The sequence below is a fragment of the Nitriliruptor alkaliphilus DSM 45188 genome (genome assembly GCF_000969705.1).
GTDB lineage: Bacteria > Actinomycetota > Nitriliruptoria > Nitriliruptorales > Nitriliruptoraceae > Nitriliruptor > Nitriliruptor alkaliphilus.
Map to the genome: position 1 here is coordinate 5,173,273 of NZ_KQ033901.1, position 17,663 is coordinate 5,190,935.

A 17,663-nucleotide genomic window follows, 5' to 3' on the forward strand; every position below is an offset into this window, starting at 1 on the left:
GCCGACAGGTGCACGACACAGGAAGGAGACGGTGGTGGATCCGTACGCCCAGTACCGCCAGCAGGCCGCGACGACGGCTTCGCCGGCCCAGCTCGTGCTGATGCTCTTCGACGGCGCGCTGAACGAGGTGGCCCGGGCCGGCTACGCCTTCGAGGCGACGCCGGTGGACCTCGCCGAGGTCAACGACTGCCTCGGGCGGGCGCAGGCGATCGTCAGCCACCTGTCGGCCACCCTCGACCGTGAGCGTGGCGGCGCCGTCGCGGCCAGCTTGTCGTCGATCTACCGCTTCTGCCAGGAACAGCTCGTGGACGCCAACGTCCGCAAGACGGCCGACCCGCTGCCGGCGGTGACCGACTCGCTCACCGGGCTGCGCGACGCCTGGGAGCAGGCGTGCGTGAACGCCTCGCCGTCGGCGCTCGCCGGGGTCGCCGGGTGACGACGCCCGCCGCCCCCGACCCCGCCGCGTGGGGTGTGGTCCTCGACCAGCTCGAAGGCGACCTCGACCGGCTCGAGGCCGCCCTCGATGCAGGGGACACGATCGACCCCTCGCCGTGGACCCCTCCGACCGGCCTCGGTCCCCTCCCGGACGAACTGCGGGAGCGGGCCAGCGACGTCCTCGCACGGCTGCAGGACCTGAGCGACGAGGTCCGGGACGCGCGCACCGCCTCCCTCGGCGAGGCGCAGCGGACCCGACAGCGTCGCGACGCCACCGTCGCCTACCACGCGACGGGATGACCGTGTCCGCGATCGGCTGGCAGGACGCGCTCGCCCACCTCCAACGGGACCTGGATGCGCTCGATCGGGCCCTGGCCTCCGGTGCCGCCGTGGTCGATCTGCCGTGGACACCCTCGGTCGACCTCGGACCCGTCCCGCCGAGCCTGCGGCGTCGCGCGGACGAGTTGCTGACGCGACTCGGGCAGGCCAACCAGCGCCTGCGGGAGACCCAGGAGGAACTCGTCGGTCGACCCCAGGGAGCCGTCCGGCAGCCGGCGGCGTTCCACGGCGTGGTCCGCGGGACCGATCGGCACCACACCGCTTGAGCAGCACGGGTCGTGGCCGATGGGCTCGGCGACAACCTGGTACTGGACGCAACGGCTCACGGAGGAGGCGCTCGCCTCCTCCGTTCCCTTTTGTCCGGAAGCCACCCACCCAACCTCGGAGACCCAAGGTGATCTGGGACGTGACCGCGGTCACCGCCGTGCGAGCCCTCGACGGGCTCGCACAGCGGGGTCAGGTGCGAGCGAACAACATCGCCAACAGCGAGACGCCGAACTTCCGCGCCTCGCACGTCTCCTTCGAGGCGACGCTGCGGGACGCCCTCCGTCAGGGTCGGCCCGAGGCTGCCCGCACCGAGACGGTCGCTTCCCCGACCGTCATCGGCGCGAACGGCAACTCGGTCGACCTCGAGACCGAGATGATCGGTGCGATGCAGGACGGCGTCCACCGCGACGCGATGATCAACGGCTTCAACTTCAAGGCCGCCCAGCTGCGTGTGGCCTTCGGTGGCCGCCGATGAGCACCTTCTCGGCCATGCAGATCGGCCGCACCGGCGCTGGGTTCGCCCACCACTGGATCGACACCATCGCCCACAACATGGCGAACCTCGAGACCCGGACCGCGCCCGGCACCGAGCCGTTCCGGGCGGTCCAGCTCGTCGCACGCCCGAACACCGGCAACCACTTCGCCACGAACGGCTCGGGCGTCTACGTCGCGGCACAGGTCGAGATCGATGGTGACGTCGCGCTCGTCCACGACCCCGACAACCCCCTCGCCGACGAGGCCGGCTACGTCCAGGCCGCGCACGTCGACATGGGCGCTCAGATGACCGACCTGCTCATCGCCAACCGCGTCTACCAGGCCAACCTCCGGACGGTCGAGTCCGCCCGTGAGGCCTACCAGGCCGCGCTCCGCATCGGAGGCCAGTGATGGTCATACCCATCCCGCCGATCGCCGGCGCCGCGCCCATCGCCCCGATCGGCCCCCCTGGGGCCGCGAGAGCCACGGGTGCTGCGGCCCCCGGGTTCGGTGACGCGCTCGGTCGCGGCCTCCAGCAGGTGTCGTCGGCCGAGCACCGCGCCGACGCGCTCATGAACGACGTCGCCACGGGCGGCACCGCATCGGTGCACGACCTGATGATCGCCACGACGGAGGCGGGCCTCGCCACCGACGTGCTCGTGCAGGTGCGCGACCGTGCGCTCGAGGCCTACCACGAGGTGATGCGCATGCAGGTGTGACGCACACCTGCCCCGCCGCACCACCGTCGCCACACCCGACCCGCCCGGAGATCCGCCCGTGGAGCTCAAGGACCGACTCGCCGCCCTCGTCCGGGCGCTACCCCCCGCTCAGCGGGTGGGCATCGTCGTGGGCGTGGCCGTGCTGGTCATGGCCGCCGTGCCGTTCGTGCGGTGGGTCATGAGCCCGAGCTACAGCGTCCTGTACGCCGGTGTCGCCGACGCCGAGCTGGCGACGGTCCTCGGGGAGCTCGACAGCCTCGGTGTGCCCTACGAGCTCGACGGCTCGCGCATCATGGTCCCCCAGGAGCGGCTGCACACCGTCCGCGCCAGCCTCGCCCAGGCCGGCGTGTCCTCCAACCCGACCGTCCCCGGCTACGAGCTGCTCGACGACCAGGCGCTCGGCACCTCGGACCTGCGCCAACGGGTCGACCTGCAGCGTGCCGTCGAGGGCGAGCTCGCCCGGACGCTCGGTGCGATGGACGCCGTCGACACCGCCACCGTCCGGCTGGTCCTGCCCGAGGACAAGCTGTTCACCGACAACCAGGAGCCGGCCACCGCCTCGGTCCTCGTGCGGCCCGCCCGGCAGCTCGACGCCGGCGAGATCGAGGCCATCACCCTGCTGGTGTCCTCCGCCGTCGAGGGGCTGAACACCGACCAGATCACCGTCGCGGACACGTCCGGGACGGTGCTGCACGCCCCGGGCGACGGCAGCACCGGCGGTGTCACCGATCGTCAGCAGAAGCGGACCCAGGAGTTCGAGCGCCGGTTGGCCGCCGAGCTGTCGGTCCTGCTCGAGCGCGCGACGAACTCGCCGGCATCCGTGGTCGTGCGCGCCGACCTCGACTTCGACGAGGTCGAGACCCAGACCGACACCTACGACCCCAACGAGCGCGGCGGCATCCCCCTGCGCGAGGCGACCTCCGGCGAGCTGTACGAGGGCACCGCAGCCCCGGCCGGCGGCATCGTCGGCGTGGACGGCGGCCCCCTGGCCAACGCGGGGGCCGGGGACGGCTCCTACGAACGTGACGAGGCGACCCGCGAGTTCGGTGTCGACCGCATCACCACCCGTGAGGTGCGGGCCCCAGGCAGCGTCGAAGGCCTCTCGGTCGCCCTCGTGGTCGACGAGGCATCGCCGGTCCCGGACGGTGAGCTGCGCGAGCTCGTCACCGCCGCGGCGGGCCTCGACGTCGAGCGTGGCGACGCCGTGGCCATCTCGCGGGTGGTCATCCCTGCCCTCGAGGAGGTGCCGGAGGCGGCCGACGGGATGATGGACCTGGTCAAGCAGATTGTGGCGCTCGTCGTCCTGATCGTGGTGGCCGTCGGCCTGTTCCTGATGTCGCGTGCCCGTCGCCGCGAGGACCCCGAGCCCACGAAGGTCGTACCCGCCGCCGTGCGCCAGCCCGCCGCCCTGGCCGAGAACCCGACCGAGGTCCTGCCGTCCGGCCCGACCATCCAGGACGAGGTGTCCGAGCTGGTCGAACGTCAGCCCGAGGAGATCGCGGCGCTGCTGCGCGGGTGGCTCGCCGACCGCCGGACGGTGGCCCGATGAGCGCCGTCATGGGCGCCCTCGGCCGGGCGCAGAAGGCCGCAGCTGTCCTCCTGTCGGTCGGCACCGACCGTGCCGCCGGGGTGCTGTCCTACCTCGACGAGGAGGAGGTCGAGCAGCTCACGATGGAGATCGCGCAGCTCGGTAGCGTCCCACCGCACCAGCTCGAGTCGATCCTCGAGGAGTTCCACACCGAGGCGATGGCGCACCAGCACCTGATCAGCGGTGGGGAGCGGCACGCACGCGACATGCTGCGCAAGCTGCACGGTGACGATGGCGACGAGATCGTCGACCGTCTCCTGGCCACCACCGCCCAGGCGCCGTTCCACTTCCTGCGGCTCCACGAGCCGGCGGAGGTTCTCCAGCACCTGCGCGACGAGCACCCCCAGACGATCGCGCTCGTGCTGGCCCACCTGCCTGCGCGGGTCGGCGCCACCCTGCTCGCGGGTCTCGACCCGTCGATGCAGTCCGACGTGGCCTCGCGCCTCGCGACGCTCGACCGTGCCGACCCCGAGGTCGTCCGGCACGTGGAGCAGGCCCTGCGGGCCCGGCTCGGTGAGGTCCGCCGACGCAGCGGCCGGCGCGACGGGGTCAAGGAGCTCGCCGATCTGCTCAACCAGGTCGACCGCACCACCGAGCGCACCATCCTCAGTCAGCTCGAGGCCAGCGACCCGGCCCTCGCCGAGCGCGTCCGTGCCCTGATGTTCGTCTTCGAGGACCTGGTGTCCGTCGACGACCGTGCCCTCCAGGAGGTCCTGCGTCAGATCGACCCGCAACGGCTGGCGGTGGCGCTCAAGGGCGTCTCGGCCGAGCTGCAGGCCACGATCGAGCGCAACCTGTCCGAACGCGCCCGCATCACCCTCACCGAGGAGCTCGACCTGCTCGGTCAGGTGCGCCTGAAGGACGTCGAGGACGCCCAGTCCGAGGTCGTGCGCACCGTCCACGAGCTCGAGAAGGACGGCACGATCCAGCTCACCCGCGGCCAGGAGGAGTTCGTTGCCTGAGGTCCTGCGTGGCACGGTGGTCGGCGGCTCGACGCTGGTTGCTCCGGCCCCCGTCTGGGACGCGGTCACCGCCGCGGCCGTGGCCGCCGAGCGCGACGACGCCGAACGGCGCGGGTACCAGCGTGGCGTGGCAGACGGTCGTGCCGAGGCGTCGGCCGACGTCGCCCGGGTCGCCGCAGCCCTCGCCGGGCTGCTCGACCGGGTGTACGCCGAGGTCGCCGCGCAGCGCGACGCCGCGGTCGCGATCGACCTCGACCTGGTCCGGGCGACGGTCGACGCCGTCCTCGGCTCGGCGCCGCCTGCGGCCGCGACCGCCGTGCTCGATCGGGTCCGCGACGCGGCAGCCATGCTCGACGACCCCACCCTCGAGGTGCGCCTGCACCCGAGCGACCACGCCGCCGTGGCGGGTGCAGCGCTCGACCCTCGTCTCGACCTCGTCGCCGACGCGACCGTCGAACCCGGCGACGCGACGGTGACCGGTACGTGGGGGCAGGCCGATCTGCGGCGTGCCGCCCTCCGCGACGCGGCTCTCGCCCAGCTCACGGCCCCGGCGGACGACACCACGGGTGGCTTCGCCGCCGGCGAGGCGCTGTCGTGACCGGCCTCGTGCGTGGCACGGTGTCCGGCGGTGTGCGTCGTGTGATCGGCACCGAGGTGGAGTGCGCCGGCCTGCGCCTCGCCGTCGGTGACGCCGTCGACGTGCTCACCCGTGAGGGGCCGCGGCCCGCCGAGGTCATCGCCGTCCAGGACGGCGCCGCGTCGGCCCTGGTGCTGGGTTCGACCACGGGGATCGCTCGCGGTGATCGGGTCCGCCCACGCACCGGCCCGTTGACCTCGCCCGTCGGTCCGGCGCTCCTCGGCCGGGTCGTCGACGCGCTCGGCCGTCCTCTCGACGGCCGCGGACCGATCCTCGCCCCCGCCGTGCCGGTCGACGCACCCGCACCACCGGCCCTGGCCCGCCGCCGGATCGACGCGCCCCTGGCCACCGGCGTCCGGCTCCTCGACACCCTCTGTACCGTCGGCAGGGGCCAGCGCCTGGGCCTGTTCGCCGGCTCCGGCGTCGGCAAGTCGACCCTCCTGTCGATGATGGTGCGGGGGACCGACGCCGACATCTCGGTCATCGCCCTCGTCGGTGAGCGCGGCCGAGAGGTCCGAGAGTTCATCGAGGACGTCCTCGGCCCCGAGGGCCTGGCGCGCTCGGTGGTGGTGGTCGCGACCTCCGACGAGCCGGCGCTCCTGCGTCTGCGGGCAGCGACCTACGCGACCCGCATCGCCGAGGGGTTCGCGGACACCGGCGCGGACGTCCTGCTCACCGTCGACTCGCTCACGCGCCTGGCCACCGCCCAGCGTGAGGTGGGGCTCGCCGCCGGCGAGCCGCCGACCTCGCGCGGCTACCCGCCGAGCGTCTTCGCGCTGCTGCCCCGCCTGCTCGAGCGCGCCGGCCCCCGGGTGCACGGCACCATCACCGCCTTCTACACGATCCTGGTCGAGGGCGGCGATCACGACGAACCGGTCGCCGATGCGGCCCGCTCGATCCTCGACGGCCACGTCGTGCTCGACCGCCAGCTGACCACGATGGGACGCTTCCCCGCCGTCGACCCGCTGGCCTCCCTCAGCCGCCTCGCCACGACCGTGACCTCGCCCGAGCAGATCGCCGACGCGACCACGGTGCGGCGCGCCCTGGCCGCGGCGGCACGCGTCAAGGACCTGGTCGAGGTCGGGGCGTACGCCGCCGGCGCCGACCGGGCCGCCGACGCGGCGCTCGCGCTCGAGGAAGCCACCGTGGCGTTCCTCAGCCAGGCCGCCGACGACCGCGCCGACTACGACGCGTCGTGGTCGGAACTGTCGGCCCTCGCCGCCGCCCTGCGGCAGCTGGAGAGCGGGGTGGCAGCGTGAGCGCGCTGAAGGCCGTCCTGCGGGTCCGTTCGCTGCTGGAGCGACGCGCCCTCGCTGAGCACGCGATCGCCGAGCGCGAGGCCGCTGCCGCACGGGCCACCGTCGAACTCGCCCGAGCGGCGCGCTCGGCCCACCGACCCGACTCCGGGTCGATGACCACCGCCGGCCTGGCCGGGGCACGCGCCGGCGCCATGGCGCTGCACGACGACGTGCTCCGCGCGGACCAGCAGGAGCTCGCGACCGGTCGCGAGGCCGAGCTCGCCGGACAACGACGGGTCGAGGCGGCGATCGCACGCCGCAGCGTGGAACGGTTGGACGAGCGGCGCACCACCGCCGCCGCCATCGCGGCCGCCCAACGCGTGGAACGCCAACTCGACGATCTCGCCATCGACCGGTGGAGGCGCGCGTGAACGCGATCTCCGCCGGCGGGGGCATGGCCGACGCCCAGGCCCGTATCGCCTCGATCCGTGCACGGATCGACCAGCTCTCGCCCGCAGCCCCGACCGCCGCGTTCTCGCTGACGGCCGCCGTGGACCCGACCGTCGCGGCCGCGGGGACGCCCGTCGCGACCGGTGCGCCGGCGGTGTCGGGTGCGTCGGCGGTGTTGGGCGCGCCGGGTCCGTCGGTCACCGGTCCCGCACCGGGGACCACGGGCCCAGCGACCTCAGGTGGCACGTCGACCGCCGCGGCCCGCCTGGAGCAGGTCCTCCCGGATGCCGGCAAGCGCTGGGCCGGTCCGATCGCGGACGCGGCGGCCAAGCACGGCGTCGACGCCGGGCTGCTGGCCGCGCTGGTCCGACACGAGTCGAACTTCGACCCCGGCGTGCGCTCGCACGCCGGCGCGATCGGCCTCGGGCAGCTGATGCCGGGCACCGCCGTCGGTCTGGGTGTCGACCCCACCGACCCGGCGCAGAACCTCGATGGCGCCGCCCGCTACCTCAAGCAGCAGCTCGACCGGTTCGGCAGCGCTGACCTCGCGCTCGCCGCCTACAACGCCGGCCCGAACCGGGTCGCACAGGCCGGTGGCATCCCGAACATCACCGAGACCCGCACCTACGTGCAGCGCGTCCTCGCGACCTGGGAGCAGTACCGATGAACCTCGCCTCGATCGTGCCGCCGCCCGCGGCTCCGGCGGCCTCCGCCAAGGCCCCCGCTCCGAGCGGGAAGGCCCACGGAGCCGCCGGGTTCCTCGCCGTGCTGGCGACCCAGTTCGCCGCGACGGCCGCGTCCGCCTCCACGGCGCCGGCGGAGCCGGCGAGCGAGGAGGGGGACGGCATGGTCGCCCAGGACCTGCTGACCCTGGCCGCCCTGGCCTCGCGGACCGCGGGCGCTGTCCTGCCGCAGGCGGTCCCCGCCATCACGCTGCCGGTGGAGGGTGAGCCCGAGGATGCGGCGTCGTTCGAGCTCCTCGCCCCGATCGACGCCGCCTCGGAGGTGCCCTCGTCGTCCGGCGACGCTGCGGTGCCGTTGGCGGCCGACCTCGACGCGGGAACGACCCTCGCAGAGGACGCCGTCGCCCCACCGCAGGATGTCCTCCCCGACCTCGTCACCGGTGAGAGCCCGTCACCCGAGGCGACCGGTGCGCCGTCCGACGTCGCGACCGACGGACCGGTGATCGACGCCAGCGTCGACGCGCCAACGGCGCCTGGCGAGCCGATCGCCACGGAGCCGATCACCGAGGCGACGACCGATCCGACGACCGATCCGACGACCGATCCGACGACCGTGGAGCCGGCGGCGGCCACCGGACCCGTCACCGGAGCCGGGGACGCCGCCTCCACCGACCGGGACGCCGATGCCCCCGTGGGCCAGCGCGCCGAGCCGGCCGCACCAGCCCCCGTTCGCGGTCGCGGCCGGGCCGACGAAGCGGCCCCGCGGACCCGCGTCGACGGCAGCGCACCGGTGCGCACCGAGTCGATCGGTGGGCCGACGTCGGCCGCGCCTGGCAGCGCCGCCGGCGCCGTCCGGATCGACGCCGCCACGCCGAGCGCGGCCGGGCAGCGCGTCCTCGACCTCGTGACGCAGCTGGAGGACGCGCCGCCGCCGCGCGTGGTCGTGATCGACACCGGTGAGATCCGTGTCCGGCTGGGTCTGGACGCCGGCACCGTCCGGATGACCGTCCTCGGCCCCCTCGGCGAGACCGGTGAGGAGCTGCTGCGTGAGGCAGCCGATGCCCTCGAAGCGGGCGGTTTCGGGACGGAACTCGACCGTGGTGCCGACGGTGGCGAACGGGGAGGGCGATCCGCCCCCCGCGAGGACCGTCCGGCACCCCCCGCCCCCTCGTCCCGCCGACCGGCCGCCTCGGCGCGTGCCGGCCTCCAGCTGTGACCGTCAGGAGCACACCGTGACCACGATCGAACCCACCTCGGCGGGCATCACGACCACCACCACGGACGCGACCGGGCCGATGGGCCAGGCCAGCTCGCTCGGTGGCCTGGACAGTGAGGCGTTCCTGAAACTGATGGTCGCCCAGCTGCGCTACCAGAACCCGATGGAGCCGTCCGACCCCAGCCAGATGATGCTCCAGACCGCGACGTTCACCCAGCTCGAGTCGATGCAGGAGCTGGTCAAGCTCCAGCAGCGCGACCTCGGGCTGCAGGAGGCCGTGATGGCCGCCGGCCTCATCGGCGACGAGGTCACCGCGGCCCAGCCCGACGGGTCGCTGGTCACCGGCACCGTCCAGGGCGTCCGTTACACGACGGCCGGCCCGATCCTCGACCTCGGTGGCGACAACGAGGTCGCCCTCGGCCAGGTCACCGAGATCCGGCGTGTGCCGGCAGCGACGGCCGATGCCACCGCCTGAGCTGTCCCGCACCTGACCGTCCCATCCACCGTCCCACCCACCGCACCACCCGCGTCATCCCACCCGATCCGCCACCAGGAGGAACCACCGATGCTCCGTTCCATGTTCTCCGCGGTCTCCGGACTGCGCTCCCACCAGACCATGATGGACGTGACGGGCAACAACGTCGCCAACGTCAACACCGCGGGCTACAAGTCCACCCGCACGACCTTCCAGGAGACCCTGACCCAGCTCACCCGCGGCGGGACCGCCGGTGCCGTCGGCGCTGCCGGACAGGGTGGCATCAACCCGATGCAGCTCGGCCTCGGCTCCCAGGTGGCTTCGACCGACCTGGTCTTCACCCAGGGCGCGTCGCAGACCACGGGTCGCGCGACCGACGTCGCGATCCAGGGTGACGGCTTCTTCGTCGTCGACACCGTCAACGGGCAGCGCTTCATGCGTTCGGGAGCCTTCTCGCTCGACAACGCCGGGCAGCTGGTCGCGCCGGGCGGCGAGCGCGTCCAGGGCTACCCCGCCGGTGGTGGTGCGCTCGGCGACATCGTCGTCGACCCCACCCTCTACAACGACGTCGCCATCGGTGCTGACGGGACCGTGACGGCACGCCGCGCGGACAACGGCCAGCTCGAGGTCGTGGGGCAGCTCGCGCTCGCGCGCTTCCCCAACCCGGGCGGACTCGTCCGCGCCGGCAACGGCCTGTTCGCCGCGGCCCCAGCCGCCGGTGCAGCCGTCATCGACACCCCGGGCGAGCAGGGTCTCGGGTCGCTGCAGGCCGGCACCCTGGAGATGTCGAACGTCGACCTCGCCCAGGAGTTCACCAACCTGATCCTCGCCCAGCGCGGGTTCCAGGCCAACGCCCGGACCATCTCGACCTCGGACGAGCTGCTGCAGGAGCTGGTCAACCTCAAGCGCTGATCGGCACGTTCCTCGTCTGGACGCGTCGGTGGGTGACACCGGACGGCCGGTCCCTTCGGGGGCCGGCCGTCCGGCGCGTCCGAGCCCGCCTCGTTGCACGCTGTAGCGTCGGCGGTCCCCGCGCCGAGGAGGCCCCGTGCACCCGGAGGTGGTCGCCGCGCTGCGCTGCCCCATCGAGGGGGACGGGTTCGCGCTCGAGGGTCGCACCCTGCGGTGCCCGGTGGGCCACGCCTTCGACCTCGCCCGCCAGGGCTACGTCAACCTCGTGGTCGGGCGGCACCCCGGGACGGGGGACGATGCAGCCATGGTCGCCGCCCGGACGGCGGTCCAGGGCGAGGGGCGGTTCGCGGCCGTCACCGATGCCCTGGCGGACCTCGTGGCCGAGCTCGTCCCGCCGGACGGCGTGGTGGTGGACCTCGGCGCCGGGACCGGCCACCACCTGGCCGGTGTCCTCGATCGGGTGCCGGACCGGGCCGGGATCGCCGTGGACCTGTCCAAGCACGCGGCGCGGCGGGCGGCTCGGTGCCACCCGCGGGTCGGTGCCGTGGTGGCCGACGTCTGGCAGGACCTGCCGATCGGCAGCGGCACGGCGGCGGCGGTCCTGTGCGTCTTCGCGCCCCGGAACGCGGCCGAGATCGTCCGGATCCTGCGACCGGACGGTGTGGTCGTGGTGGTGACCCCGATGCGGCACCACCTCGGTGAGCTGATCGGCCCGCTCGGCCTCCTCGAGGTCGATCCGCGGAAGCAGGAACGCCTCCTCGCCACCCTCGATCCGGTGGCTGACGCGGTCGGCCCGGTCCGGACGGTCGAGACCACGTGGCGGCTCGATCACGAGCAGGTCCGCGCGCTGGTCGCGATGGGACCGAGCGCCGATCACCTCGACGCGGACGACCTCGCGGACCGCGTCGGGCGCTTGCCGGCGCCGGTCCGGGTCACCCTCGCCGTCGAGCTGCGCGCCTACCGCCGCCGCTGACCGGCCCGGTCTGCAGGGACCTTCAGCGGCCGCGCGGCCGGCCGATGGGGCACCTGAAGGAGCGCACGGACGTGCTCGCTTCGAGGCCCGGCACACGGAGGTGCGTGGTGATCCTCGTTCACCGACTGCGTGGCGAACCCCTGTTCGTCAACGCCGATCTGATCGAGACCATCGAGTCGACGCCCGACACCGCCCTGGTGCTCGTGGACGGTCGCCGCATCCTCGTCGACGAGGACGCCACCGTCGTGGTCGAGCGCGTCATCCACTTCCGCGCGTCGCTGCTGGTCTCGGCCGATCAGCTCCGCGCCCAGAGCCCCGGCCTGCACGTCGTCCCGGACGAGGGCTGAGCGATGGATCCCCTCTTCCTCGGCGGCCTCCTGGTCACCCTCATCGCGATCGTCGTCGCGACCCTGATGGACGGCAACTCCCTCGGGCCGCTGATCGGGCCGTCGTCGGCGTTCCTCGTCTTCTTCGCAGCGATGGGTGCGTCGGTCATGGCCTACCGCACCTCCGAGCTGGCGAGCCTGCCGAAGTCCGCGATCAGCGCGATCAAGGCCGACGTGCCCGACGTGGCCGAGACGATCACGAGCCTCGCGCGCCTGGCCGACACCGCCCGGCGTGACGGGATGCTCGCCCTCGAGGCCAAGATGGAGGAGCTCGAAGACCGCTACGTCAAGCTCGGGATCCAGCTGCTGGTCGACGGTGCCGACGAGGACGTCGTCAAGGAGACGTTGGAGATCGAGCTCGCCGCGACCGACGAGCGCCACCGCAACGCCATCGGGTTCTTCAAGACGCTGGCGGGCTACGCCCCGACGTTCGGGATGGTCGGCACCGTCATCGGCCTCATCAACATGCTGGGCAACCTCAGCGACCCGTCGCAGCTCGGTCGGGGCATGGCGATGGCGCTGCTCACCACCCTGTACGGGGTGCTGTTCGCCAACCTCCTCTTCGCACCCCTCGCCAACCGGCTCGAGCGGCTCAACGACATCGAGCTGGCGGCCATGGAGGTCACCCTCGACGGCATCCTGACCATCCGCCGCGGGTCGAGCCCGCGTGCGCTGATCGAGCGGCTCGAGTCCTACCTGCCGCCGTCGGCCCGCCTCGGCGCCACCGAGCGTCTGACCGCCGCCGCGGAGGCCGCCTGATGCCGGCCGCTCGCACCAGCGTCAGGCGTCGCGGCGCCAAGGACGAGGGCGGTGGCGCCGGGTGGCTGACCACCTACGGCGACCTCGTCACGCTGCTGATGTGCTTCTTCGTGCTGCTGTACGCGATGAGCGAGGTCGACATCGCCAAGTTCCAGGCGTTCGTGTCCGGCCTCGCCGTCCCCTTCGGCAACCAGGCGGGGGAGGGGCTGCTGCCCGAGAACGACGGGCTGGTCCCCGAGCCGTCGCCGAGCGTCGTCCCCCCGGTCGAGCTCACACCTGACGTGAGCCAACTGCTGGACCGCGCCGCCGCTGCCGAGGCCGCGATGGCCCGGCTCGACGAGGTCTCCGAGGCGCTGGACGAGGCGCTGACCGAGGCCGGGCTCGTCGACCTCGTCGACCAGCGTCGCGAGGAACGGGGCCTCGTGGTCTCGGTCGCCAGCGATGACGTCCTGTTCGCGCTCGGCTCGACCGACATCAGCAGCATCGGCGCCAAGGTCATCGCCACCGTGGCCGAGACCCTCGGCGACTTCCCCCACGAGGTGCTGGTCGAAGGCCACACCGACGACCTCCCGCTCCGGCGGGGCTCGTACACCAACTGGAACCTGTCCACGGACCGCTCCGTCGCCGTCCTCAGCCGGATGGTCGAGCGACACGACTTCCCGACGCACCGCATCGGTGCCGTGGGGTACGGCGAGTACCGCCCACTGGTCGAGAACAAGGGCTCCTCGAGCCGTGCCCGCAACCGCCGCGTCGACTTCGTCGTCCTGCGTGACGACGCTGCCTCGGAGACCGAACTATGAGCGCCACAACCGCACCCGCCCCGCCGGAGCTGTTCGAGGACGAGGAGTCGGCCTCGGGCGGCAAACGCAAGCTCCTGCTGATCCTCCTCGCCGTCCTGCTGGTCGGTGGCGCCGCGGCCTGGTTCCTGGTGATCGCCCCCGGCGGCGAGGCCGAGGCCGCCGAGGTGGTCGAAGGCACCGTCCTGCCCCTCGATCCGCTGACCACCACGACCGGGACCGCCGCCCTCCACCACGCCCGGGTGGCCCTCGCACTGGTGCTGGTCGAGGGGGCCGACGAGGAGGTCATCACGGCGCGCGCCCCGTTGCTCCAGGACGCGTTGCTTCGCGAGGTGGCCACCATGAACGCCGACGTGCTGCGCTCGGCGGACGGCTCCAACCAGCTGCGGGTCAACCTCACCAGCCACGCGCAGGAGATCTGGCCCGACGGCGAGGTCATGCGGGTCGTGCTCACCGAACTCCTCGTGCAGTGACCCGCAGGCGCCCCTGACCACCCGACCTGCGGCCACACGGCCGTTCGCTCCCCGCCCCGCCCTGCGTGCCGCTTCAGCGGCGCCTGGTCGTGCCGACTGGTGCAACCGTCCGGCCCGCGACCGCGGGTCGACCGGCTACCTGACGGAGCGCACGCGTGGGCCGCACGCTCGAGGATGTCCCCGCATCGGCGGTGAGCACGGTCGACTTCCGGCGCCCGAGCCGGATCGGCCGCGACGCCGTCGTGATGGTCGAGGCTGCCCACGAGGGGTTCTCCCGACGCCTCGGCACCGCGTGGGGCAACGTCGCGCACGCCGCGCTCGAGCTCGAGCACGTCTCGACCGAGCAGTGCTCGGTCGACGACTACGTGCGCGCACTGCCCAACCCGACCGTCCTGACCCAGCTGCGCGTCGATCGGCTCGGCGGAACCGTCGCGCTGCTCGAGATCGACCTGCCGCTCGGCCTGCTGCTCGTCGAGCGGGTCCTCGGCGGCGCCGGTGACGCCCGGATGGCTCCGGCGGTCCGCCGCCCGACCGACCTCGAGACCGCGCTCCTGCGGGCCGAGCTGATCGAGCCCGCGGTCGCGGCGATCGACGCCGCGCTCGGCGCCCTCGAGGGCGAGCCGACCACCATCCTCAGCTTCGAGACCACGCCCCAGCCCGTGCAGCTGCACGCCGCTGGTGAGCTGCTGATGCTGCTGACCTACCGCGTCGAGATCCGCGGCGACCTGCCGGGCCAGGGGCTCGTCACGGTGGCCTACCCGGTCTCGCCGCTGCTGGCCCACGTCGACGGGTTCCTCACCGGCGTCGTCGGCTCGGACGACGAGGTGGCCCCGGAGGTCGCGGCCGCGAACCGCTCGGCGCTCCTGGCCACCACCTCCGACGTCGCCGTGCAGCTCGGGTCGGTCCGCATGGACGCCGGCACGTTGGCCGCGCTGGCGCCGGGGGACGTGGTCCGGCTCGACCATCGGGTCGGCGACCCGGCCAGCGTCGTGCTCGAGGACCGGCAGATCGGCACCGCCCACCTCGGTCGGCGGGGCCGCCGCCTCGCCGTCCAGATCGCCACCCCGTTGACAGGGCTGTGACCGCCGCCCCACCCACCCACCGCAAGCGCCACATCCGGAGAGGACACGCTCGTGTCGACCGCTGAGACCGCAAGCCACGTCGAGCTCCCCGACCTCACGGCGGGGGCAGGTCTCGGCGCACCCGCGGACCTGCACCTGCTCGCCGACGTCGAGCTGACCGTGACCGTCGAGCTCGGACGTGTCCGCCTGCCGCTGCGCGACCTGCTGCGGCTGCAGGAGGGCACCGTCGTCGAGCTCGATCGGCTCGCCGGCGCCCCGGTCGACGTGCTGGCCAACGGCACCCCGGTGGCGCGTGGCGACGTGGTCGTGGTCGGCGACGAGCTGGGCGTGCGCATCTCCGAGCTGCTCGGTCGGGGTCTGGCCTGATGGACGTCCCCGTCCTCGGCGTCCTGGCGCTGCTCGCGGTCGTCACGGCCCCGTTCTGGGTCAAGCGGCTGCGGAACGTGGCGCCGGAGAGCGCGGTCACCGTGCTCGGCCGCACCGCCCTGTCCCGCTCGGCCGTCGTCGCGGTCGTCCGCGTCGGCGACCGTCGCCTGCTCGTCGGCGCCGGCGAGCACGGCGTCAACGTCCTCACCGAGCTCGACCCGGAGGCCCGCACGGACGCGGTCACCTCCACCGAGGTCCCCGACGTCCCGTCGGTCGCCTCCTCGTTCGAAGGGCCACGGATCGGCCTGCTGGACCGTCTGCGTGTGATGACGGTCCGCAGTACCCCATCCGGGAGGCCCTTCCGTGTGCCGACACGCCGTTAGGCGCGCGGCGCTCGGCCTCCTCGCGCTGATCGCCCTCCTCGCCCTGTCCGCTGCGCCCGCCACGGCGCAGGCGATCCCCACGCCCCCCGAGGGCGTCATCGAGGTCCCCGACCCCGACGCCGGCGGGCCGCTCGGCCCCACCGCCCCGACGGCGCCGCAGGCCCCGATCGGGCCCGAGATCAGCGTCTCGGTCGACGGTGAACTGGCTGGCGAGGGGCTGTCGCGGACGGTCACCTACGTCCTGATGCTGACCGTCGCAGCGGTGGCGCCCATCCTGCTGCTGCTGATGACCACCTTCACCCGCTTCATCGTGGTGCTCAGCCTCGCCAAGAACGGGCTCGGCCTCCAGACGGTGCCGCCCGCGCAGGTGCTGATCGGCCTGGCGTTGTTCCTGTCGATGTTCTCGATGGCCCCGACCTTCTCGCAGGTCAACGAGGTCGCGATCCAGCCGATGCTGGCTGGGGAGATCGAGACGCTGGAGGCCGCGCAGGCCGGCTTCGAACCGTTCCGCGAGTTCATGCTGGCCCAGACCCGGGAGGACGACCTCGCCCTGTTCGTCGGGATGTCGGGCGGCGACCAGCCCGCCGACCCGAGCGAGATCGCGCCCACCACCTTGATCCCCGCGTTCGTGATCTCCGAGCTGCGCACCGCCTTCACGATGGGGTTCGTCGTGATCGTGCCGTTCCTGGTGATCGACCTGGTCGTGGCCGCGGTCCTGATGGCGCTCGGCATGGTCATGTTGCCGCCGATCTTCGTCTCGCTGCCGCTCAAGCTCCTGCTGTTCGTGCTCGTCGACGGGTGGGCGTTGCTGTCGCGGGCGCTGGTCACCTCGGTGGCCGGCTGATGACCCGACCGACCGCGCCGAGGAGGTCCGCCGCGTGAACGACACCCAGGTCCTCGAGATGGTCACCGGCGCCATGTTCATGGTGGGCAAGCTGGCCGGTCCGCTGTTGATCTCCGCGCTCGTCATCGGTGTCGCGGTGTCGCTGCTGCAGACCGTGACCCAGATCCAGGAGATGACCCTCAGCTTCGTCCCGAAGCTGGTCGGCATGGGCGCGATCCTGCTCGTCGGCGGCAACTGGATGCTGCACGAGCTGACCGGCTGGACCATGGCGCTGTGGAACTCGCTGCCGTCCCTGGTCGGCTGACCGGCCGTGGTGACCCTCGACATCCCGATCGACGCCGCCTGGGCGGTGGGCTTGATGCTCGCCATCATCCGGGTCGGCTCGTTCGTGGTGGTCTCACCGATCATCGGCAAGACCGTCGGCACACCCGCCCGCCTGGCGTTCACCGTGGCCGTCGGCGCGGCGCTCAGCTACCCGATCCCGACCACGCTCGAGGTCCCGGGCCTCATCGGGGCGGCGGTCGTCAACGCCGTCATCGGTGGCGTCCTCGGGTTCCTCAGCGGGCTGATCATCAACCTGTTCTCGGTGGCCGGTGGCGTGATCGACTTCGTGTCCGGTCTGTCCGTCGCGACGGTCTTCGACCCCCTGTCGGGCACCCAGGGTGCGGTCTTCCAGCGGCTGTTCCACCTGACCGCCGTGGCCCTCTTCCTGGTGGCGGGCGGCCTCAGCGTGCTCGTCGGAGCGCTGTTCGCGTCGATCCGCGTCCTGCCGCTCGACGGCGGGCTCGCGCCGACGGCGCTCCTGCCCGAGACCGTCATGACCCTCGTCAGCACCCTCTTCCGCGCCGGGGTCGAGCTCGTCCTACCCATCATGGGCGTGCTGCTGATGCTCGAGCTGGCCCTCGGTCTGGCGGCCCGGTTCTCGCCGCAGGCCAACATCCTGATGCTCGGCCTGCCCATGAAGATCCTGGCGGCCATCACGGTGGTGGGTGCCGCCTTCATCCTCTTCCCGGACGCCATGGTCGACGTGCAGCGCACCGTGGGCGAGGCGAGCGAGGCAGCGCTGCGGGGCCTCGGTGGCCTCCCGGCCGCGACGGACGCCGGCGGCGCTTGAGCGCGCGGCTCCCTGGCCGACGGGGTGGACGCGCGGAGGGACCCGCGCACCACTCGGCCACGGATCGGCCGGCCACACGCCGTGTCCGAGG

Annotated in this window: 26 protein-coding genes; all 26 read left to right on the top strand. The window is 73.2% G+C overall.

Translation table 11 applies throughout. From position 1 onward, the window contains the following. The first annotated feature begins 34 nt into the window (after positions 1 to 34). The 26 genes from fliS to NITAL_RS24260 all read left to right on the top strand — a co-directional run bounded on the left by fliS (position 35) and on the right by NITAL_RS24260 (position 17,572). Positions 35 to 436 (top strand): flagellar export chaperone FliS, encoded by a 402-nt coding sequence (gene fliS / locus NITAL_RS24135; protein WP_052668812.1) that lies wholly within the window; start codon positions 35 to 37, stop codon positions 434 to 436. Then, the gene (locus tag NITAL_RS24140; RefSeq protein WP_157042063.1) at positions 433 to 735 is read left to right on the top strand and encodes a hypothetical protein; all 303 of its coding nucleotides are present in this window, start codon (positions 433 to 435) and stop codon (positions 733 to 735) included. The genes fliS and NITAL_RS24140 overlap by 4 nt, the downstream gene beginning before the upstream one ends. Then, on the top strand, positions 732 to 1,040 hold the full coding sequence (locus NITAL_RS24145) for a hypothetical protein (RefSeq protein ID WP_157042064.1): 309 nt from the start codon (positions 732 to 734) through the stop codon (positions 1,038 to 1,040). The genes NITAL_RS24140 and NITAL_RS24145 overlap by 4 nt, the downstream gene beginning before the upstream one ends. A gap of 140 nt (positions 1,041 to 1,180) precedes the next feature. Beyond that, a complete protein-coding gene (locus NITAL_RS28295; protein WP_052668815.1) occupies positions 1,181 to 1,516 on the top strand; it encodes a flagellar basal body rod protein FlgB in 336 nt (111 codons plus the stop codon). After that, positions 1,513 to 1,926, top strand: a complete 414-nt coding sequence (locus NITAL_RS28300; RefSeq protein ID WP_052668816.1) for a flagellar basal body rod protein FlgC — start codon at positions 1,513 to 1,515, stop codon at positions 1,924 to 1,926. The genes NITAL_RS28295 and NITAL_RS28300 overlap by 4 nt, the downstream gene beginning before the upstream one ends. Beyond that, positions 1,926 to 2,234, top strand: coding sequence for a flagellar hook-basal body complex protein FliE (fliE, locus tag NITAL_RS24160; protein ID WP_052668817.1), 309 nt, complete (start codon positions 1,926 to 1,928; stop codon positions 2,232 to 2,234). The genes NITAL_RS28300 and fliE overlap by 1 nt, the downstream gene beginning before the upstream one ends. Positions 2,235 to 2,292: 58 nt before the next feature. Then, a complete protein-coding gene (gene fliF, locus NITAL_RS24165) occupies positions 2,293 to 3,783 on the top strand; it encodes a flagellar basal-body MS-ring/collar protein FliF (protein ID WP_052668818.1) in 1,491 nt (496 codons plus the stop codon). After that, positions 3,780 to 4,784 (top strand): flagellar motor switch protein FliG, encoded by a 1,005-nt coding sequence (gene fliG / locus NITAL_RS24170; protein WP_157042065.1) that lies wholly within the window; start codon positions 3,780 to 3,782, stop codon positions 4,782 to 4,784. The genes fliF and fliG overlap by 4 nt, the downstream gene beginning before the upstream one ends. Beyond that, positions 4,777 to 5,382: a FliH/SctL family protein gene (locus tag NITAL_RS24175; RefSeq protein ID WP_052668820.1), complete on the top strand. Its 606-nt coding sequence runs from the start codon at positions 4,777 to 4,779 to the stop codon at positions 5,380 to 5,382. The genes fliG and NITAL_RS24175 overlap by 8 nt, the downstream gene beginning before the upstream one ends. Next, the gene (locus tag NITAL_RS24180) at positions 5,379 to 6,680 is read left to right on the top strand and encodes a FliI/YscN family ATPase (protein WP_052668821.1); all 1,302 of its coding nucleotides are present in this window, start codon (positions 5,379 to 5,381) and stop codon (positions 6,678 to 6,680) included. The genes NITAL_RS24175 and NITAL_RS24180 overlap by 4 nt, the downstream gene beginning before the upstream one ends. Further along, a complete protein-coding gene (locus NITAL_RS24185; RefSeq protein ID WP_052668822.1) occupies positions 6,677 to 7,090 on the top strand; it encodes a hypothetical protein in 414 nt (137 codons plus the stop codon). The genes NITAL_RS24180 and NITAL_RS24185 overlap by 4 nt, the downstream gene beginning before the upstream one ends. Next, positions 7,087 to 7,776, top strand: a complete 690-nt coding sequence (locus NITAL_RS24190) for a lytic transglycosylase domain-containing protein (RefSeq protein ID WP_211262656.1) — start codon at positions 7,087 to 7,089, stop codon at positions 7,774 to 7,776. The genes NITAL_RS24185 and NITAL_RS24190 overlap by 4 nt, the downstream gene beginning before the upstream one ends. Further along, entirely contained in the window at positions 7,773 to 9,008 is a 1,236-nt protein-coding gene (locus tag NITAL_RS28305) for a hypothetical protein (RefSeq protein ID WP_052668824.1), read from the top strand. The genes NITAL_RS24190 and NITAL_RS28305 overlap by 4 nt, the downstream gene beginning before the upstream one ends. A gap of 16 nt (positions 9,009 to 9,024) precedes the next feature. Continuing rightward, entirely contained in the window at positions 9,025 to 9,483 is a 459-nt protein-coding gene (locus tag NITAL_RS24200) for a flagellar hook assembly protein FlgD (protein ID WP_052668825.1), read from the top strand. A gap of 90 nt (positions 9,484 to 9,573) precedes the next feature. After that, positions 9,574 to 10,395 (top strand): flagellar hook-basal body complex protein, encoded by an 822-nt coding sequence (locus tag NITAL_RS24205; protein ID WP_052668826.1) that lies wholly within the window; start codon positions 9,574 to 9,576, stop codon positions 10,393 to 10,395. Positions 10,396 to 10,531: 136 nt separating this feature from the next. After that, complete coding sequence (locus NITAL_RS24210) at positions 10,532 to 11,368, top strand: putative RNA methyltransferase (protein ID WP_052668827.1); 837 nt, start codon at positions 10,532 to 10,534, stop codon at positions 11,366 to 11,368. Between the two features lie 107 nt (positions 11,369 to 11,475). Continuing rightward, a complete protein-coding gene (locus tag NITAL_RS24215) occupies positions 11,476 to 11,715 on the top strand; it encodes a flagellar FlbD family protein (protein ID WP_052668828.1) in 240 nt (79 codons plus the stop codon). Between the two features lie 3 nt (positions 11,716 to 11,718). After that, complete coding sequence (locus NITAL_RS24220; protein WP_052668829.1) at positions 11,719 to 12,513, top strand: motility protein A; 795 nt, start codon at positions 11,719 to 11,721, stop codon at positions 12,511 to 12,513. Continuing rightward, a complete protein-coding gene (locus NITAL_RS24225) occupies positions 12,513 to 13,313 on the top strand; it encodes an OmpA/MotB family protein (protein WP_052668830.1) in 801 nt (266 codons plus the stop codon). Before NITAL_RS24220 ends, NITAL_RS24225 begins: the two co-directional genes overlap by 1 nt. Then, on the top strand, positions 13,310 to 13,783 hold the full coding sequence (locus NITAL_RS24230) for a flagellar basal body-associated FliL family protein (RefSeq protein ID WP_052668831.1): 474 nt from the start codon (positions 13,310 to 13,312) through the stop codon (positions 13,781 to 13,783). Before NITAL_RS24225 ends, NITAL_RS24230 begins: the two co-directional genes overlap by 4 nt. A gap of 155 nt (positions 13,784 to 13,938) precedes the next feature. Beyond that, positions 13,939 to 14,865, top strand: coding sequence for a flagellar motor switch protein FliM (locus NITAL_RS24235; protein ID WP_052668832.1), 927 nt, complete (start codon positions 13,939 to 13,941; stop codon positions 14,863 to 14,865). Between the two features lie 51 nt (positions 14,866 to 14,916). After that, the gene (fliN, locus tag NITAL_RS24240) at positions 14,917 to 15,231 is read left to right on the top strand and encodes a flagellar motor switch protein FliN (protein ID WP_052668833.1); all 315 of its coding nucleotides are present in this window, start codon (positions 14,917 to 14,919) and stop codon (positions 15,229 to 15,231) included. Beyond that, complete coding sequence (locus tag NITAL_RS24245; RefSeq protein ID WP_052668834.1) at positions 15,231 to 15,614, top strand: flagellar biosynthetic protein FliO; 384 nt, start codon at positions 15,231 to 15,233, stop codon at positions 15,612 to 15,614. The genes fliN and NITAL_RS24245 overlap by 1 nt, the downstream gene beginning before the upstream one ends. After that, complete coding sequence (fliP, locus tag NITAL_RS24250) at positions 15,595 to 16,458, top strand: flagellar type III secretion system pore protein FliP (RefSeq protein WP_052668835.1); 864 nt, start codon at positions 15,595 to 15,597, stop codon at positions 16,456 to 16,458. The genes NITAL_RS24245 and fliP overlap by 20 nt, the downstream gene beginning before the upstream one ends. Before the next feature lie 34 nt (positions 16,459 to 16,492). Next, positions 16,493 to 16,762: a flagellar biosynthetic protein FliQ gene (locus NITAL_RS24255; RefSeq protein ID WP_052668836.1), complete on the top strand. Its 270-nt coding sequence runs from the start codon at positions 16,493 to 16,495 to the stop codon at positions 16,760 to 16,762. 6 nt (positions 16,763 to 16,768) lie between these two features. Beyond that, on the top strand, positions 16,769 to 17,572 hold the full coding sequence (locus NITAL_RS24260) for a flagellar biosynthetic protein FliR (protein WP_052668837.1): 804 nt from the start codon (positions 16,769 to 16,771) through the stop codon (positions 17,570 to 17,572). Positions 17,573 to 17,663: the final 91 nt, after the last annotated feature.

Coding starts and splice junctions, on each gene's coding strand:
- NITAL_RS24230 (WP_052668831.1), top strand. CDS start 13,310: ATGAGCGCCACAACCGCACCCGCCCCGCCGGAGCTGTTCGAGGACGAG.
- NITAL_RS28300 (WP_052668816.1), top strand. CDS start 1,513: ATGAGCACCTTCTCGGCCATGCAGATCGGCCGCACCGGCGCTGGGTTC.
- NITAL_RS24205 (WP_052668826.1), top strand. CDS start 9,574: ATGCTCCGTTCCATGTTCTCCGCGGTCTCCGGACTGCGCTCCCACCAG.
- NITAL_RS24220 (WP_052668829.1), top strand. CDS start 11,719: ATGGATCCCCTCTTCCTCGGCGGCCTCCTGGTCACCCTCATCGCGATC.
- fliE (WP_052668817.1), top strand. CDS start 1,926: ATGGTCATACCCATCCCGCCGATCGCCGGCGCCGCGCCCATCGCCCCG.
- NITAL_RS28305 (WP_052668824.1), top strand. CDS start 7,773: ATGAACCTCGCCTCGATCGTGCCGCCGCCCGCGGCTCCGGCGGCCTCC.
- NITAL_RS24245 (WP_052668834.1), top strand. CDS start 15,231: ATGGACGTCCCCGTCCTCGGCGTCCTGGCGCTGCTCGCGGTCGTCACG.
- fliG (WP_157042065.1), top strand. CDS start 3,780: ATGAGCGCCGTCATGGGCGCCCTCGGCCGGGCGCAGAAGGCCGCAGCT.
- NITAL_RS24225 (WP_052668830.1), top strand. CDS start 12,513: ATGCCGGCCGCTCGCACCAGCGTCAGGCGTCGCGGCGCCAAGGACGAG.
- NITAL_RS24145 (WP_157042064.1), top strand. CDS start 732: ATGACCGTGTCCGCGATCGGCTGGCAGGACGCGCTCGCCCACCTCCAA.